The 16,720-nt window shown below is 42.6% G+C and carries 15 protein-coding genes, 3 tRNA genes and 1 other RNA gene; 5 read left to right on the top strand and 14 right to left on the bottom strand.

All coding sequences use genetic code 11. From position 1 onward, the window contains the following. Positions 1 to 104 precede the first annotated feature (104 nt). The 4 genes from ACZ42W_RS04250 (at position 105) to ACZ42W_RS04235 (ending at position 2,807) form a co-directional block, all read left to right on the top strand. Positions 105 to 344, top strand: coding sequence for a TIGR03905 family TSCPD domain-containing protein (locus ACZ42W_RS04250; protein WP_464168767.1), 240 nt, complete (start codon positions 105 to 107; stop codon positions 342 to 344). 263 nt (positions 345 to 607) lie between these two features. After that, entirely contained in the window at positions 608 to 991 is a 384-nt protein-coding gene (locus tag ACZ42W_RS04245) for a hypothetical protein (protein ID WP_464168765.1), read from the top strand. Positions 992 to 1,027: 36 nt separating this feature from the next. Continuing rightward, positions 1,028 to 1,942 carry a polysaccharide deacetylase family protein gene (locus tag ACZ42W_RS04240; protein WP_464168764.1) on the top strand — a complete coding sequence of 305 codons (915 nt, stop codon included), beginning with the start codon at positions 1,028 to 1,030 and terminating at the stop codon, positions 1,940 to 1,942. Between the two features lie 397 nt (positions 1,943 to 2,339). Beyond that, positions 2,340 to 2,807, top strand: coding sequence for a hypothetical protein (locus ACZ42W_RS04235; protein WP_464168762.1), 468 nt, complete (start codon positions 2,340 to 2,342; stop codon positions 2,805 to 2,807). Between the two features lie 331 nt (positions 2,808 to 3,138). Here ACZ42W_RS04235 and rnpB read toward each other — a convergent pair. From rnpB to dnaG, 11 genes are all read right to left on the bottom strand, one after another. Then, an RNA gene (gene rnpB / locus ACZ42W_RS04230) (RNase P RNA component class A) lies at positions 3,139 to 3,514 on the bottom strand. 152 nt (positions 3,515 to 3,666) lie between these two features. Further along, the gene (locus tag ACZ42W_RS04225; protein WP_464168760.1) at positions 3,667 to 3,825 is read right to left on the bottom strand and encodes a hypothetical protein; all 159 of its coding nucleotides are present in this window, start codon (positions 3,823 to 3,825) and stop codon (positions 3,667 to 3,669) included. 357 nt (positions 3,826 to 4,182) lie between these two features. After that, the gene (locus ACZ42W_RS04220; protein ID WP_464168758.1) at positions 4,183 to 5,340 is read right to left on the bottom strand and encodes a Nif3-like dinuclear metal center hexameric protein; all 1,158 of its coding nucleotides are present in this window, start codon (positions 5,338 to 5,340) and stop codon (positions 4,183 to 4,185) included. Beyond that, a complete protein-coding gene (locus tag ACZ42W_RS04215) occupies positions 5,319 to 6,116 on the bottom strand; it encodes a tRNA (adenine(22)-N(1))-methyltransferase (protein WP_464168756.1) in 798 nt (265 codons plus the stop codon). The genes ACZ42W_RS04220 and ACZ42W_RS04215 overlap by 22 nt, the downstream gene beginning before the upstream one ends. Before the next feature lie 347 nt (positions 6,117 to 6,463). Further along, positions 6,464 to 6,847, bottom strand: coding sequence for a hypothetical protein (locus ACZ42W_RS04210; protein ID WP_464168754.1), 384 nt, complete (start codon positions 6,845 to 6,847; stop codon positions 6,464 to 6,466). 326 nt (positions 6,848 to 7,173) lie between these two features. Continuing rightward, positions 7,174 to 7,755, bottom strand: a complete 582-nt coding sequence (locus tag ACZ42W_RS04205; RefSeq protein WP_464168753.1) for a hypothetical protein — start codon at positions 7,753 to 7,755, stop codon at positions 7,174 to 7,176. Between the two features lie 375 nt (positions 7,756 to 8,130). Beyond that, a tRNA-Glu gene (locus ACZ42W_RS04200) sits at positions 8,131 to 8,206 on the bottom strand. Between the two features lie 13 nt (positions 8,207 to 8,219). After that, positions 8,220 to 8,294, bottom strand: a tRNA-Ile gene (locus ACZ42W_RS04195). 18 nt (positions 8,295 to 8,312) lie between these two features. Further along, a tRNA-Asn gene (locus ACZ42W_RS04190) sits at positions 8,313 to 8,387 on the bottom strand. A 50-nt stretch (positions 8,388 to 8,437) separates the two neighbouring features. Continuing rightward, positions 8,438 to 9,619: an RNA polymerase sigma factor RpoD gene (gene rpoD / locus ACZ42W_RS04185; protein WP_464168752.1), complete on the bottom strand. Its 1,182-nt coding sequence runs from the start codon at positions 9,617 to 9,619 to the stop codon at positions 8,438 to 8,440. Further along, a complete protein-coding gene (gene dnaG / locus ACZ42W_RS04180; protein WP_464168750.1) occupies positions 9,606 to 11,483 on the bottom strand; it encodes a DNA primase in 1,878 nt (625 codons plus the stop codon). The genes rpoD and dnaG overlap by 14 nt, the downstream gene beginning before the upstream one ends. A gap of 350 nt (positions 11,484 to 11,833) precedes the next feature. Between dnaG and ACZ42W_RS04175 the strand changes: the two genes are divergently transcribed. After that, positions 11,834 to 12,430, top strand: a complete 597-nt coding sequence (locus tag ACZ42W_RS04175; protein ID WP_464168748.1) for a GerMN domain-containing protein — start codon at positions 11,834 to 11,836, stop codon at positions 12,428 to 12,430. Positions 12,431 to 12,913: 483 nt separating this feature from the next. On the opposite strand, the gene ACZ42W_RS04170 is transcribed toward ACZ42W_RS04175, so the two are convergent. The 3 genes from ACZ42W_RS04170 to ACZ42W_RS04160 all read right to left on the bottom strand — a co-directional run bounded on the left by ACZ42W_RS04170 (position 12,914) and on the right by ACZ42W_RS04160 (position 16,555). Then, a complete protein-coding gene (locus ACZ42W_RS04170) occupies positions 12,914 to 13,909 on the bottom strand; it encodes a deoxyguanosinetriphosphate triphosphohydrolase (RefSeq protein ID WP_464168747.1) in 996 nt (331 codons plus the stop codon). 49 nt (positions 13,910 to 13,958) lie between these two features. After that, positions 13,959 to 14,840, bottom strand: coding sequence for a phosphate acyltransferase (locus ACZ42W_RS04165; RefSeq protein ID WP_464168745.1), 882 nt, complete (start codon positions 14,838 to 14,840; stop codon positions 13,959 to 13,961). Positions 14,841 to 15,043: 203 nt separating this feature from the next. Then, positions 15,044 to 16,555: an IMP dehydrogenase gene (locus ACZ42W_RS04160; protein WP_464168743.1), complete on the bottom strand. Its 1,512-nt coding sequence runs from the start codon at positions 16,553 to 16,555 to the stop codon at positions 15,044 to 15,046. Between the last annotated feature and the right edge of the window lie 165 nt (positions 16,556 to 16,720).

The following is a 16,720-nucleotide window of genomic DNA, read 5'->3' as shown; positions in this document are numbered from 1 at the left end:
TTAATACAACTTAAGAATTTAACTCTTTACTTTTTGAAGAGAAGCCATTATAATTTCTATTCGATTGCCAGACATTAATTCTCATCATAGAAAGGATCAATCGTATGCAAACATTCATACCTAGGGGCGTGTGTTCCAGGCAAATTGTTTTTGAGACTGAGAATAATATTCTTACACATGTGAAATTCTCCGGGGGGTGTCCTGGAAACCTACAAGCGGTGGCCGCTTTGGTGGAGGGAATGCCCGTCGACGAGGTCATTCATCGTTTAAAAGGGATTGGCTGTGGAGATAAGCCAACCTCGTGTGCCGATCAACTGGCCCAGGCACTTGAACAAAGTAAGTGAAGTTTTGTGAAATGTTGTTAAGGGGTAACCTTTTCCTGAGAACTGGAATAAGGTTACCCCTTATTTTTTCACCTAGCTCACCCTATACTCCTAACCTATATTCCTATATTCCTAAAACATTCCTATACTCCTAAAACTTAAATGATGCCCCTATCCTGGCCCGCTTCGCTCTGTTCTGTTAGGGATTGGCACTTTCCTCGATACTATTATTTATCCTAAAGATTAATGAGAAAACACTGTAAAGAGCTTTGGTGGGTGGTAAAATGATCTCAGACGAAATGAGTAGAGTTGGGGGAATTCTGATGGAGCGCTTCCATAAACTTTATTTTCTTTGGTATTTTGATGATGATAAAGGTTATGGGATAGAGGTTTATGGGCAGAAGCTAGCAAAAGACACTTCATCTGCAAGTGTATCAAAGTCACTTTTTTGCTCCGTCGTAAACTGGTCTTTCGGGCACAGTACGTGGGCGCGTAATTTACGAAGAATATGGGGAGATTACGCAGCGAATACTGTAGCTGAAAACGGTGGAATAATGCCTACCGAAATAGGCAAAATCGTTTTGCGTTTTAATGTTGAAAAGCAAATGCTTGAAGGCGATTTAGAAAGAATCACTGAATTGCTAGCTGAGGCTCGGAGTAAGTGTTAATTAGTCCGATAAGTAAATTCGTAAAGGGAGAATAATATGAATTCAAAGCGCATCAAATTCTGCGTAGGAATCGGTATCCTTATTTTAATTCCGCTTTTTTTCGTCCTTAAATGGCCTTCAGATATCCCCTTTATGCCGAAAAGTAGTACTGAAGAGAGACCACTTACACCCGTGACATCTAGTTTGGATCCAACATTCACTCAAAAAGAGCAAGACAATCCTGAGCCACTTCAACCTCAGATAGAATATATACGTGCCCAAAAGCTCGCTCTTTCTACGCCAAAATTAAGTGAGTTTCCCACGGAGGGCGTACCAGTTCTTATGTATCATTCCATCAGTACGATTCCGGGCAATACCCTTGGGGTTCCAGTGCAACAATTTACTGAGGAGATGGAATGGCTTTACCAGCAAAACTATACTACACTGTCCCTGGAGGAGTTTTATGAAGCTCTCGTTAATAAAACTCCGATTCCCGAAAAGCCTGTCGTGTTAACCTTTGATGATGGTTATTCAGATAATTACGAGGCGGCTTGGCCCATTTTACGCCCGTATGGCTTCAAAGCTACCTTCTTTGTCACCACGAGTTCTGTCGGCCCTGGGATGATGAATTGGGACCAATTGAATCTCCTCGTACATGAAGGAAATTCAGTAGCTAGTCACACCGTACATCACTATGACCTTTCCACTCTTTCATCAAAACAACAGGCAGATGAGCTCTCCCTCTCAAAGAAGGAAGTTGAGGAACATCTTAGCAACAGGGTAAATGCTCTTTGTTTTCCCGCAGGTCGCTATAATCAAACTACGCTCGAGTTGATGCCTAAGCTAGGGTATACCCTTGGGTTCACGACAGAGTCTGGTAAAGTTCATTTGGGTGACAACCTTCTAACACTCAAGCGTCTGCGCATTTCTGGAGGGATGTCTATTACTGCCTTTCAAAAGCAGTTTCCGTGAAACATTGGGTTTGACAAAAATTAGCCTTCGTTGCTAAAACTGCCCCCTTCTGACTACCTTTCGGGGAGCATATCAACGCCGAGGGCTAATTTTATAACTTTATTTACCAGATTCTAATTATTTCGCCAGGGAATATAAGATGAGGACGATGCCGAATATGAGGATTCAAGTGAATGAGATGATGAACATGCCTATGATGATGTTCAGCTATTCTATGAAGCGATTCTCCATGACGTACAGTGTGATGATACATATTGGTTTATCCTCCCTTTGTTACCGTTATACTCCATTTTATGGGCGGACAAAATTTGATTGTGCACGTACTAATCTTTCATATAATCAATTGTTTCAGGACAATATAATTACGGTTTGACAAAAATAATTTAGGGAGGCTGTCATGATTACAAAAAAGGAATTCAAGACATTAGAAGGCCTTGCAGAAGTAAAAGCCGATATGGAAGTCGCTGAAGAATTAAGCCACTTGAAAGATCAATATATTCAAATGCAGCAGGCTATCTCCAGCTTACAGTCAAACATGAGCTCACAAAATAATACAATGGGGCAAGCCCAAGGTCAACAACAGTTAACTCAATTATTTGATCAAATGAACCAATTTAAGAATCAATCAAAACAAGAACAGATGCAAAGCTTAGATCAGTTACAACAATCCATTCAAAAGGCGACTCAATCTCTAAATCAAGCGAGTCAATCCATCCAATCGTCAAAAGTATTAACACAGATGAATGATTTTATCGAGCAAGCTCAATCTCAACTTCAAAATATGGTACAAGGCTCACAACAGATGGGTCAGAGCTCACAGCTGCAAGGTCAAGGTTCCCAACCGATGGGACAGAATCTCCAATAATGCTCTAAAACGGCAAAGGCTCAACCTATTTGGTTTAGCCTTTGCCGTTTTGTATCCAAACAACATTCCTAGGAGACCATCTATTCCAGAATAAATTCCTTTGAAGATGTAGGAAGTTCTACTTCCGTATATGGTTCGGTTCTGAAATTTCCTTCCCATTTTGCCATAACAACAATAAAACTGCGGACCCCGAAGAGCCCGCAGTTGGCGAATATTTTATTAGTTATGCAAAGAACGTTACTCTTTTTTATGCCCAAAAATAATAGACAACCGTTCGAAGAGAAATCTCCAAACGATTGTCTATAAATAGTCGATCAAACAACTTAAGTAGATGCGAAGTTCAATCTATAAGCCGGGTTCTGTACCTTCCTTGCGGAAGGTGATGATCATCTATCTAGGACCGCTGTTACCAACGGCCTCAAGCGACCTTACCCGGGGACGGAACGGGCCGTTCATAGTCCCCCTATTCGATCTTGCTCCAGGTGGGGTTTGCAGGGCCAGCCTGTCACCAGGCTGCCGGTGAGCTCTTACCTCGCCTTTCCATCCTTACCGGAGTATCCTTGCGAATACCCAGGCGGTATATCTCTGTTGCACTGTCCTTAGGGTTTCCCCCACTGGGCGTTACCCAGCACCATGCCCTTTGGAGCCCGGACTTTCCTCAGAAGCAGCCTTTCGGCTCTTACTTCCGCGACCATCTGATTGACTTCGCTTAATTATCTTACTTTATTCTACTCAATAGGTCAAATTGTTTTCAATGGATTAATTTCCAGTGAATATCTGAGATGTTATCCACATCCTGTGGATGGTTTGTTAATAAGTTGTGGATAAATAAAACTTCATCCTGGTTAATTTTAAAATCTCAAGCGCGTTTTAGTTGGTTTTTGGTTTGGCGTAATTCTTCCATTTCATCGTCAATGTCCATTAAAGTTGTAAGTAACTTTGCTCTATTTTCTGGACCCATAGACAATTGCTTCATAATTCGTTCACGCTCTTGATGTAGTATTTCACAACGACTCATAATGACACCTCCATATACTTAAATTTTTTGGAAAAATTTGCTGCTTGGAAATTCCCAAAAAGCGGCGTGATAACAACCTTTGTTTGTAGATATGACCTTTGAAATTTCCTACTAAGAATTCGACGTAATTCTATTAGTAAGTCTAGCAAAGATTCGTTTCCAACACTGTGACTCGAATCACAGCCTTCAATAGAAAATCATACCACCTAATTGAAAAATACATTTTCTCTTTTAAAATAATTATTAAAAAGAAATAAAGGGTACCTTTCGACATAATATTACAATACACACCGTTGTTTGTCAATGTCCTAAATTTTGAATTATCTCAACACTTCAGTTCTCGAAGTAAATGAAAGGTTAGATACTCCAAGGGCTTCGCATCCTCTGGCTCATCAGAAACTCAACTTCTGCTAATCCTTTTTCTGCTTTCAAAACCTCAGCTAACGTTTTAATCATTGGAACTTCACTCCAAAAATGTCCGATATCCATAACTGCCAGTCCTGCTTCTAGTGCGTCTAACGCTCCATGATGATCGACATCTCCGGTGATTAACAGATCGGCTCCTTTAAATAGAGCTTTCTGTATAAAGCTTCCTCCGCTTCCATTCACGATGGCGATTTTACGGATCACCTGATCAGGATTCCCTGCCACACGAATTGTGGGTTCTTGCTTCATATCCTCCGAAGCGAGCTTATTTAAATTTTCGAGGACCTTTCGTTGGAGTACTCCCAATTTTTCTGACTGACCTAAGTAGCCCACGACCCCATACCCCCGTGGGCGTCCGCTATTACGAAGTGGAATCAAATCAAAGGCTGGTTCTTCATAAGGGTGAGCCTTCTTTAAAGCTTTTACTGCGCGATCCATAAGCCGCTCTGGAATGAGACTTTCTAGACGAGTCTCCTCCACACGGGTGAGTGTCCCAAGCTCTCCAATGGAAGGGGTTGCACCTTCTAGAGGACGAAACATACCGATTCCCTCAGTGGCAAAGAAGCATTCTGAGTAATTAGCGCCATGGGGTCCATCAGTAACTCCTTCCCCAACTCCCGCAGTGACTAACGCTTGGCGGACAACCTCAGCATGTGTCTGGGGAACATAGGTAACAAGCTTAATGAGTCTCTCGGACTCCGTCAGGCTCAGATAGTCCATTTTTTCCAGTCCTAGAGAGGTACCTAAGGTCCAACTCGAGGAGTGGATCGATTGGTCCAAATTCGTATGTGCTGCATAAAAAGCAATTCCGGATTGAATGAGCTGTATAGGGAGTTGTGCCGCTTGATTATCTGAACGCAAGTTTTTTAACGGGCGAAAAAGGATGGGATGATGAGCTACGATAAGTTGTGCTCCTAGATCCTTAGCCTCTTCGAGGACGTCAGGGGTAGCATCTAATGTCAGGAGAACGCGTTCGACTGGAGTTGAGAAATTCCCCACAAGAAGTCCTACATTGTCCCAATCCTCCGCCCAAGACTTTGGGGCGATCTTCTCGATCGTCTGTGCGATTAAACCGACGGAAATAGGCATTTTTTCATTCCCTCCAATAATGTGCTCGTAAGATAGAGTCGTTGAATGCGCTCTTGAACTTCCGGTTGACTTGATTTCTGCATTTCGCGAGTCGTTCTAGCAATGGTTATGATTTGATCTTCAATCAGGACTTTGAGTTCAGGGATAGGGTTCTCCAAAACGAGAGGTCCGAATTCCCACACCCACTTTGCAATGATCTCCTGTATGATTGGATTTTTTTCTTGTTCTTTACCTACTCGTCCAACCCATTGCCGAACTTTCCCCTGTAATTCCTCAAAGACGAATCCTTCCTCACGCGTATAATTCATCACAACGTAGATTCGGCCTTCCTCTTCGACAAGTCGCTCCTCTTTGAGCTTCCATCCAGCTTGTAGCAGCGTCAGACGGACTTTTCCCTCAGCCCCTTGGGGCTGCAATATCAGAGTCTGTACTTGAGCCATAACCTCGGGTCGAGCAGCAAAAATCTCGAGCATCGTATTTCCACCCATTCCTGCTAAGGTTAAAGTGTCGACTTCCCCAGGCTGAACAGGCTTAAGACCATCTCCGAACCTGACGTCGATGACAGATTCTAAGCGCCGGCTTTGGATAGAGGAACGCGCTGAAAGATACGGCCCATCATGAACATCCACAGCGACTGCATGCCGTAGAACCCCATTCTCCCACAGGTAAATCGGTAAATAAGCATGATCTGTTCCGATGTCTCCGAGCAATGAATTTTTCAGAACAAAAGACGCTACACATTGGAGACGTGGACCTAGATTAACTGATACTGACATTGATACACCTCTTGATTCTCAATCTTCTATTAGAAATGCTAACTCCAGGTGGAGTATTAACGGCTCATACTTAAAATAAAAACTGTAGCCCTTTAGCTACAGTATGTCTGATTCTTTCAGGCTTTAATCGAACGGGAAGATTAAGAGATGGAACCTCACCTAAATATACAATAGCGAGATGCCTAAACATCTCGCTTGAACTAATCATAGATGGTGAGTGTGTCTATACAAAAGTAGACATAATGTTCGAAATGTTTCCTTACTCTATGCTATAAGAAAATACCATAGATTTTACCGTTAGTCAACTCCATCTTCCATTCTTTCCACTAAAATAACTACCAAGATAACTACCTCTTTAGTTTAGTCATAAGATTATTGATGAAACCTTTAATCCCGCCTTGTTTAGGACCTTCCCATTCTGGTTTGACCGGCTTTGGATCTATATAACCTTGGTTATATCCTTGGTTATATCCTTGGTTATACCCTTGGTACGGGGGAAGTTGCGCTGATGGCATTTGCTGTGGGTATTGCTGGCCAAAAACTTTAGGTGGATAACCAGGTGCGGAAAAACCCTGCCCCCCTACACTTTGGGACATACCACCCCAGGGTTTAAAACCACGTTGTCCTAAGCCCATCCTGGGATAAAAATCACCTCCAGGGAATTGTCCCTGGCCAAAAGGTTGTTGAAACCCCATATTCTGTTGAGGCATAGATCGATATTTCCCAAACATATGCATTCTCCTATCAGCTCTATTTAACTTTATGGTTATTTCTATAAACTGGATATAAATGAATATTATAAAATATTCATTCCTGTGTTGTTTGGTTACTTGCGCAAGGGCACCCCCGCTGCTGGAATATAGTGTCATTATGATGGATTGTTTCATAAGGTTTATTAGTCAGTACGAAAGTTGGAAGCAGTTATGGCACTTGGAGCTGGTGTTGCTGGTGGTGGTAACATCTATCTAATATTAAGAGTAACCATTGAGATATATCTCAATGGTTACTCTTAATATCGCCTTATGCAGCTTTTTCTTTGAGCTCCAGAAGAAATCTATCAATCAGTACCCATTTTTATATTTTCCTCAGAAGCTTCAAACTTGTCTATCTTCCACGTCCCCTTCTCCTTTTTTACTATTAGCGTATAAGTAGTGCTAAAAGGAATTCCTCCGAAAATTCTATTGGCCTTATTGTTCTTTTTGTTTAGCTGTTTAAAGTATTTGGCATCAGCGCTTTCCACACAGATCCTTACGTCATAAGCTACCTCAGCTTGCTCCTGGTCCTCACTAAAAGCAATCGAGAGAAAGTCACAACCTTCATACTTGGATTTAATTTTATTTTCTTTAAATAGTCTTATAGTGTTTTGCTCATCATTGTTCTTTATGAGTTCTATGAGATGGTCCACTGTATAAAGATGATACTCCGCCCTGCCGTCCAATCGCTCAAAATTCCGGTCGTTTAAAGCTTTTGCAAAATCTTCGGATAACCTCTTTATTGCTTGTTCATCCACTGTATCATCCACTAAATTCACAACCCCGTTGTCAACTTGACCGTAGTTGTTATTTATAGTTCCATCCAAAACAGGCAGAGACCCTTGGATTACTTCCAAAACCTTTTTTAATATATTTTGCTCGTTCATTTGTCTCCTTCTTTCACGGCTCTTAAAGAAACTCTAGCCAATCTATCTTATGCACAATAGGAGAATCTGGAAGCTTGGGCTAGATCCGCTTTAAGTCTATTTATGCTCTGGGCATGAAATCAGTTTTATCGTCTGAGAAAACGGCCTAACGCATTGGTTCTTGCCATAATCTTGAGACAATGAGGTACTATTATACCAACTAATCACAGTAGCCGAGCGAAACTCCGAACGAAGGCCTCTTTATATTTCATTAGATCAAATTTCATCGTCTTTATAAAAGAAAGACCCTTCTGAACATAAATCAGAAGGATCTCTCTTTATTCTTCCATGTAATCGAACATCTCGAACATTTGATTACATATTAGTACTGTTGTTTGGTGACCCGTACGGGATTCGAACCCGTGTAGCCGCCGTGAAAGGGCGGTGTCTTAGGCCGCTTGACCAACGGGCCATAATTAATAAGGTGGTGGGCCCACTAGGATTCGAACCTAGGACCAACCGGTTATGAGCCGGCCGCTCTACCGCTGAGCTATGGGCCCGAGAAGGAAAATAAAAAATGGCTCCCCGAGTAGGACTCGAACCTACAACCTACCGGTTAACAGCCGGTTGCTCCACCATTGAGCTATCGAGGAATGCCCTTCGCAGAGTTTATTATACGAGATTCGAATTAGGTAGTCAAGCTTTATTCAAGGTAATCCTTCAACTTTTTACTCCGACTCGGGTGACGAAGCTTCCGAAGTGCCTTCGCTTCGATCTGACGGATCCGTTCGCGGGTGACTCCGAATTCCTGTCCAACCTCTTCTAACGTCCGAGTACGACCGTCATCTAAACCGAACCGCAAGCGGAGGACTTTTTCTTCACGAGGAGTTAGAGTTTCGAGAACTTCTTCAAGCTGTTCTTTCAAAAGAATGAAGGAAGCTGCTTCAGAAGGAGCAGGGGCATCCTCATCAGGAATAAAGTCGCCTAAATGGGAGTCTTCTTCTTCTCCGATGGGAGTCTCCAAGGAGACGGGCTCTTGTGCGATCTTCATAATTTCACGAACCCGCTCAACTGGAATGTCCATCTGAGTCGCAATTTCCTCCGGAATGGGTTCACGACCAAGTTCTTGTAAGAGCTGGCGAGATACGCGTATAAGCTTATTGATGGTCTCAACCATGTGCACCGGGATCCGAATCGTCCGAGCTTGGTCCGCGATAGCACGGGTTATCGCCTGACGAATCCACCACGTGGCATACGTCGAGAACTTAAAGCCCTTAACATAATCGAACTTTTCAACCGCCTTAATCAACCCTAGGTTTCCTTCCTGAATGAGATCCAGGAAAAGCATCCCACGTCCGACATAGCGCTTGGCAATACTCACAACTAAACGCAGATTCGCTTCAGCAAGTCGCCTTTTTGCACTTTCATCTCCTTGTTCCATACGTTTCGCAAGCTCGATCTCTTCTTCTGCGGACAAGAGGGGAACACGTCCAATTTCTTTCAGATACATCCGAACTGGATCATCGATTCCTACACCTTCGGGTATAGATAGGTCTACATCGACCTCCTCTTCCCCCTCAGATTCATCCCCTTCTTCCGAGATATCATCCTCAGTAGTCTTTTCCAAGGCTTCAACTTCACCCGCTTCAGGAATCACATCGATTCCCATCCGGCCAAGCTGTTCATAGACTTCGTCAATTTGATCGGCTGTGAGCTCAATTCCTTGGAGGGTATCCATGATTTCGCGGTAGGTTAAGGAACCTTTTTTCTTGCCTTTTTGAACGAGTTCCTTGACCGCGTCAACTTTCAATTGTTCATCACTCACAGACTCCCCTCCTCCCTTCGGATTCTTCTTTTGCGTGCTCATGACCTTACTTTTCGCCACTTCTCAACCGCTCTCCTATCTCTCTTAACAGGGCCATCGCCCCTGCCAAATCGCCGGATTTTTCTAAATCTACCATACGAGCTTGAAGCTCTTCGACTGTTTCTTGTTCCCTAATCGAAAGGACTTGTCGGATGCAGTCTTGAAAAAGCCGTTCTGGCTTGGATAAATCCATCTCTTCGAGCATGAGCTCTGCCATCTCACTTTGTAGTGAATTCGACTCCTCGCTCGGTATGCTTGCATTTCCAATAAAACGAACGTTTTCAATCCTATTAAATATTTGTTGGTGGTGAGGTACTTTCCAAAATCCCTCTCCAAGTTGAGCTTTCACTTCGGAGACGGGAATCAACTGTTCGAGTAAAAGACGTAAAAGAATCCGCTCTGCACGATATACTCCATCAGGCACTGAAATCCCTGATGGATTCGCATTTACACACCTATTGATATTATCCCTGTTTTTTACAGAAATATCCTGTTTTTGTTCAGAATATTCAACTTCTCGCGTTCTTTTCGAAGAATTTCGGTCCTGACCCGCGATTTCTCGTTGTACAGCTTCTAGGGTCAGACCGAGCTCTGAACTTAGGAATCTCTCATACCCTTCCCTTTCTACAGGACTCAGAACTTTAATAATATCCGGTGCCAGTTCACCCACGAGTTCGCGCTTCTCCGGAGCAGATTGTGGGGGATGCGCCTTTACACGAATATGGTACTTGAATTGAACATAGGGTTCGGCTTGGCTTAAAGCCTTCCTGAAATCATCTACTCCGTGGGATTGTAAATATTCATCGGGGTCTTTTGCTCCGACGAGGCTTAATACATCCACTCGGAAGCCGATATCCCGCAAAATTTCACCCGCTCGGAGTGTTGCTTGAATCCCTGCTTGATCTGAATCATACACGATGACGATCCGCCCCGTATAGCGACGTAAAAGGCTAGCCTGATCTTTCGTCAACGCAGTCCCTAAGGAAGCAACCGCATTCTCAAAACCAGCTTTTTGCAAGGCTATAACATCCATGTACCCTTCAGCCAGCAGGGCAAATCCTTCATGACGGATTCCCTGATGCGCTCGGTGCATTCCATATAAATGATGTCCCTTGTTGAAAAAAGCTGTTTCCGGCGAATTGAGGTACTTTGGTAATGAATTATCAATCACCCGTCCGCCAAACGCAATGGTGCGCTGACGCGGATCAAGGATTGAAAAAATAACACGTTTACGAAAACGGTCATAGAATCCGTGTGAGGATTTCCCCTCAGAATGTTCTCGCTCTATAGCTAAGCCTGCTTCAGCAAGTTCTTCGGGTTTAACTCCACGTATGCTTAAGGCTTCCAACAAGCCATCCCAGCGGTCAGGTGCATACCCTAAGCGGAAAGATTTGATCGTTTCTTCATTAATTCCCCGCTTCTGAAAATACTGCCGCCCATGTTCTCCCTCTGGCCTGTGTAGCAAAACCTCATGAAAATAACCCGTTGCCCAATCGTGAATCTCTTCCCAACGACGTCGACGGGTTTGTTGTTCTCTCTCTCGCGGCGAAAGCTCCTTTTCAGGTAGAACAATCCCGTGCTTATGAGCTAAATTCTCCACCGTTTCGACAAAATTCCAATTTTCCTTCTTCATTAAAAAAGAGAAAACGTTTCCACCAGTATGACAACCAAAACAGTAAAAGATCTGTTTATCTGGTGTTACTGTAAAACTGGGAGTCTTCTCCGAATGGAACGGACAGAGTCCTAAGTAGTTCTTTCCTTTACGCTGAAGATGAACATATTCGGAAATAGTATCCACGATATCTGAGCGTAATCTAACTTCTTCAACGATTTCTTCAGGAATTCTGTAATCCACAGATTGTTGTTCGCCACCCCTGACACACATAATTTCGCCTGATTGTCAAGCTTGTTACAAGCTTGTTAATAGAAATCTTCGCCAAAAAACTCTAGAATCCTCTTTTTAAACTACTTTAAACTTTGACTTTATTGAGGTACAATATATATTCTACTCTCTTGATATAATTCCTCCTTATTTCGACTTATTATTTGTAAAATACCCCATTGGATACATGAATTAGGGGTTACTCGAGTAGAATTAGTACTTCTACTTGAGAAGTGCCTTTCCCCTAGGGGTTTTTCGTGCTAGAATGAAATGAAATATACTTAGTGCACACCAATATATAGTACGAAATCATGACAATGATACGCTTACATTCAGGAAAGGTGGATTTTTCTATGAATCTTAGTAAACATCGGGGATTTACCCTCGTCATCTCAATATTTTTACTTATCTCTCTCTTTGTCGCAGGATGTGGAACGCCAAAAACTTCCACGAATCCATCGACAACCCCACCCTCAACTACGACACCTAATGCCTCTGAACCAGGCTCAGGAAGCTCTAACCCTTCTACCCCAAGCACCTCAGTCAAAGTCACCGTGTATTTCCCGACTTCTGATGCTACAGGCTTAGTTCCGGTAGAACGTACAGTTACAGTAACAAACCAAGACCTTATCCGTGCTTTATTTAAAGAATTCTCGACTCCTCCTTCGGGGTTGGTCGCACCGCTTCCCAAGGGTACAGAACTACTCGATGCTAAGATAAAAGACGGTATAGCTACTCTTAATCTTTCCAAAAACTTTAAAAATAATTTCCAAGGTGGAGCAACGGGTGAGCAGATGGTTCTCTATAGTATCGTTAATTCCCTTACTTCCCTTCCAGACGTCAAAAGCGTCGAATTTCTCCTAGAAGGAGAACAGACAGTAGCCATCCTTGGATCGCTTGATACCTCGACCCCCGTTAAGCGAAATGAGAGCTTAATTCTTAAGCAGTAACCTATCACCACGACTATGTTAACACGTTATGTCTAACCTCATGCAAGCATTGATAAAGGGGAGCTCCTTACGCAGATAAGGAGTTCCCCTTCATTTTCGCCATCCCATTCACTTAGAACCTTTGATCGCTCACAGCAAACCACAAGTCTTTCACTTCATTTAGCAATTTCCCTCTAAGCTGTTGACTTTGATGAACCAACCTTTGTACCGAACCATAATGTAAATAAAGATAAAGGAGGGGAATTCTTATGATGGAGCAAGAGAGAACATTTGTCTGTTCGTCCTGTTATGTCTGTGGTCAAAGCGAAAATACTGAATGTATGTGCCCTCATATCCTAAATGTCGTATATCCTGCTGAATTAGAAAAAGTACTTTGGTGCGTTTGCCACGACTGCTTTTCCAAGATAATTGAGTAAACTACTTCCAATTGACATGGAGAGCTTCAAGATTTCTAGTCGACGAATGAGGATCTCTTATTTGAGATTAGGAAGAATGCCTCGGGACAAAGTAATTTTGAAAGAGTTCAATCGCATAGTTATCCGTCAACCCAGAGATGTAATCAACTGCTGCTCTTTTCTCATCCCCATTCGCCCAGGTAAGATACTCTGGAGGGAGCTTCTCCATCCGCTCTGTGTAATAATGAAATAGAGCCTGAACCACATATTCCCCTTTAAGGCGCTCCTCACGGAGCGTTTCACTATTATATACCCTTTCAAACATAAAACGACGAAATTCCTGCATCGCTTTTGCAACCTCATCTGATTGCTTAATACTCAATTGTTCCTGCGAACAATCGATCATATCCACAACCATCGTCGTAATCATCTGGCTTGGAGTTTTCCCAAGGACTTTTATGACGTTTAAAGGTAAGTTTTCAGGATGTAGTAACCCTGCCCTTAAAGCATCATCATAATCATGACAGAGATAGGCAATCCTGTCTCCCGTTTTTACAATCTGACCTTCTAATGTATAGGGCACCCCAGATCCTGTATGATTCAAGACTCCGTCCAGAACAGGGCGTGTTAAGTTTAAACCCTTCCCTTCCCCAGTGAGAACAGTCAAGATTCGAATCGATTGCTCATTATGTTCGAAATGCCCAATAATCTTACGAATCGCTTCTTCTCCGACATGTCCAAAGGGCGTATGTCCGACATCATGCCCTAAGGCGATCGCTTCGATGAGGTCTTCATTCAAGCGAAGACCTCGGCCGATTGTTCGGCAGATCTGAGCGACCTCAAGGCTATGGGTCATTCGTGTGCGATAATGATCCCCACTCGGGGCGATATATACTTGGGTCTTATGCTTAAGCCGGCGAAAGGGCTTACTGTGTAATATTCGATCCCGGTCGCGTTGAAATTTGGTCCGAATCGTACATTCCACTTCTTCTCGCTCCCGGATTGCCTCACTACTTTTGGCCGCGACTGAAGAGAGACGTTCCCACTCTTCCATCTCAGTGCGTCGTCGAATATTTTCAGTCATGTTATCTCCCCCTTTGAACCTAATCTCTTCTATCTTTATTGTATTACATTTAGAGGACATATAGTTGTAAGGCCATTAAAATCGATCTCCACAAATGCTCTTCCGTTGGATTATTGGCTGTAAGAACGAGCGGAACTTTTCCACCTAAGATAATATTTCCCGCCTTCCCTCCTGCAAAAGCACATAAAGCCTGACTAAGCCCTTGTCCTGCTTCCCCACTCGGAGTGAGAAACACATCAGGGGGCTCTCCTATCATGGCTTCCGCCATACTCATTTGTTCTAATAGTTCAAGTTCCGGAAAACGCTCTTTCAAATCCATAAGGTGCGGAATCTCAACACTAGAATTCTTTTCCTTTTGTATAGATTCATCCATTTCAATAGTAGGTGTTGCTTTTAGAACAACAATACGCACCTTTTCCATTCCGAGCTTCCTTAGATATTCTAAGGTATTAATTAAGATATCACGCGTTTCCATTACCCTAGGGCTAGAGTGAATTCCTGTATCTGCAATAAATAATAGCTTGGAGAACCCCGGGAGCTCCAGAGCGGTTAGCTGGCTAAAAAAGCGGTAAGTGCTGATTCCCGTCTGTAAATCCATTGCTGCCTGAAGCATATGCTTACTACTCACAAATCCATTCATGAGAAGCTGGACCTTTCCTTTTTTTGCCTCCTCTACCGCTAATTGAGCCGCTGTCAGATCTGACTGCGTTTCATGGATCAGTTCAGCCTTCGTAATGTTTAACCCCACTCGCTCCCCTAATTGAATGACCCAAGCAGTATCTCCTATCAAGGTAAGTTCTGCGATGCCCTCATCTTGAACTCGTTTTGAGACCTGAAGCAATTCAGATTTTGCCGGACCAGCAATAGCGATTCGCACTGGGGGTATTTTTCTGGCACTTTTGAGCAATGTCTCAAAATTAGATCCATTCATGTTTGATTACACTCCATCCATTTGTACACATACGTCCTTTTTTCCACCAATTAAGCAAAGCCTAATAAGCAAGATTATATAACTAAATCCTGTAAATTCAACTCCATTCACTCAATTCGAACTTCGAGGACGAGATGAACATAAAAAAATCCAACCCGCCATTTAGGCGGGTTAAACTCAATTTGCAATATTTAGAGGGATCGCTACTTATTATAATCCATAATGTTGCTATCTTTTAAAACAACATCGTGTGAACCGCCCTCTACAATACTTGTAGCAGACACTAGAGTAATTCTTGCATTTTTTTGTAATTCCGGAATTGTTAAAACACCACAGTTACACATTGTTGAACGAACCTTGTTTAAGGAAAGGGTTACATTATCCTTAAGGTTACCCGCATAGGGAACATAGGAATCAACGCCCTCTTCGAAAGATAGCTTGCCATCTCCGCCCATGTCATACCGTTGCCAGTTTCTTGCACGATTAGAGCCTTCTCCCCAGTATTCTTTCATGTAACTACCGTTGATATTGACTTTATTGGTAGGACTTTCATCAAATCGGGAGAAGTATCTGCCAAGCATGATAAAATCAGCACCCATGGCAAGGGCAAGCGTGATGTGATAATCGTAAACAATACCTCCATCAGAGCATACAGGAATATAAATACCCGTTTCTTCAAAATATTCGTCACGAGCCCTTGCAACTTCTATCAGTGCGGTAGCTTGTCCGCGACCAATACCTTTTTGCTCACGAGTAATACAGATCGATCCACCGCCGATGCCCACCTTAATAAAGTCGGCTCCTGCCTTGGCAAGAAACAAAAAGCCTTCTCGGTCAACTACATTTCCTGCACCCACTTTTACCGTGTCACCATAGTTTTTACGGATATATTCGATCGTTATTTTCTGCCATTCGGAAAACCCTTCAGAGGAATCTATGCATAGGACATCCGCTCCTGCGTTCACTAAAGCAGGAACACGCTCTGCATAATCTCGTGTATTAATACCTGCACCAACGACATATCTTTTAGAGCTATCAAGAAGCTCGTTTTCATTTTCTTTATTAGAGTCATAATCTTTGCGAAATACCATACATTTTAGCTTTTGCTCTTTGTCTATCAAAGGTAAAGTATTCAGTTTATTCTCCCAAATAATATCATTAGCTTCTTTGAGTGTTGTTTTTTCGTCAGCACAGATTAGATCCTCAAATTTGGTCATGAATTCAGTTACCTTCGTCTCAGTCGACATTCTGCTGACACGATAATCTCGGCTTGTTACAATACCCAATAATTTTCCGGTTGCCGTACCATCGGAGGTTACAGCAACTGTAGAATGTCCTGTTTTTTCTTTTAATGTTAAAATTTCAGCCAAGGTAGAGTCTGGTTTAATATTTGAGTCACTGATAACAAATCCTGCTTTATAGCTCTTCACACGAGCTACCATCTGTGCTTCACTTTCAATGGTTTGTGAGCCATAGATAAAAGAAATTCCACCCTCTTTTGCCAAAGCAATTCCCATTTTATCATCGGATACGGCTTGCATAATTGCAGATACAAGAGGGATATTCATATAAATAGCAGATTCTTCGCCTTTTTTATACTTTACAACGGGTGTCTTTAGACTTACACGGGTTGGGACACATTGCGCCGAAGAATATCCCGGCACTAATAAATATTCTCCAAATGTGTGCGAAGGTTCTTCAAAATAAAAAGCCATGTTCATCACTCCTAATTAACAAAACATTTTCCAAATAGCATATCATTATTCACCATAAAAAGACAAGTACATTTACTAATGTAGATGCACTTGTCTTTTTAGAAAACAAAAAGGGGCGGTGCTCACGAACTATTCTGTCCGTTTTGCAAACAGCCCCAGAGACTG

This window comes from Desulfitobacterium elongatum (assembly GCF_055378975.1).
The sequence above is the reverse complement of the archived record's forward strand: the minus strand, read 5'-3'. Positions and strand labels throughout refer to the sequence as shown.

What these genes read in the sequence shown, in the direction of transcription:
- ACZ42W_RS04240 (WP_464168764.1), top strand. Translation starts at nt 1,028, where the DNA reads ATGAATTCAAAGCGCATCAAATTCTGCGTAGGAATCGGTATCCTTATT.
- ACZ42W_RS04210 (WP_464168754.1), bottom strand. Translation starts at nt 6,847, where the DNA reads ATGTTTGGGAAATATCGATCTATGCCTCAACAGAATATGGGGTTTCAA.
- dnaG (WP_464168750.1), bottom strand. Translation starts at nt 11,483, where the DNA reads ATGTGTGTCAGGGGTGGCGAACAACAATCTGTGGATTACAGAATTCCT.
- ACZ42W_RS04205 (WP_464168753.1), bottom strand. Translation starts at nt 7,755, where the DNA reads ATGAACGAGCAAAATATATTAAAAAAGGTTTTGGAAGTAATCCAAGGG.
- ACZ42W_RS04175 (WP_464168748.1), top strand. Translation starts at nt 11,834, where the DNA reads ATGAATCTTAGTAAACATCGGGGATTTACCCTCGTCATCTCAATATTT.
- ACZ42W_RS04245 (WP_464168765.1), top strand. Translation starts at nt 608, where the DNA reads ATGATCTCAGACGAAATGAGTAGAGTTGGGGGAATTCTGATGGAGCGC.
- ACZ42W_RS04160 (WP_464168743.1), bottom strand. Translation starts at nt 16,555, where the DNA reads ATGGCTTTTTATTTTGAAGAACCTTCGCACACATTTGGAGAATATTTA.
- ACZ42W_RS04215 (WP_464168756.1), bottom strand. Translation starts at nt 6,116, where the DNA reads ATGTCAGTATCAGTTAATCTAGGTCCACGTCTCCAATGTGTAGCGTCT.
- ACZ42W_RS04235 (WP_464168762.1), top strand. Translation starts at nt 2,340, where the DNA reads ATGATTACAAAAAAGGAATTCAAGACATTAGAAGGCCTTGCAGAAGTA.
- ACZ42W_RS04225 (WP_464168760.1), bottom strand. Translation starts at nt 3,825, where the DNA reads ATGAGTCGTTGTGAAATACTACATCAAGAGCGTGAACGAATTATGAAG.
- ACZ42W_RS04170 (WP_464168747.1), bottom strand. Translation starts at nt 13,909, where the DNA reads ATGACTGAAAATATTCGACGACGCACTGAGATGGAAGAGTGGGAACGT.
- ACZ42W_RS04165 (WP_464168745.1), bottom strand. Translation starts at nt 14,840, where the DNA reads ATGAATGGATCTAATTTTGAGACATTGCTCAAAAGTGCCAGAAAAATA.
- ACZ42W_RS04220 (WP_464168758.1), bottom strand. Translation starts at nt 5,340, where the DNA reads ATGCCTATTTCCGTCGGTTTAATCGCACAGACGATCGAGAAGATCGCC.
- ACZ42W_RS04250 (WP_464168767.1), top strand. Translation starts at nt 105, where the DNA reads ATGCAAACATTCATACCTAGGGGCGTGTGTTCCAGGCAAATTGTTTTT.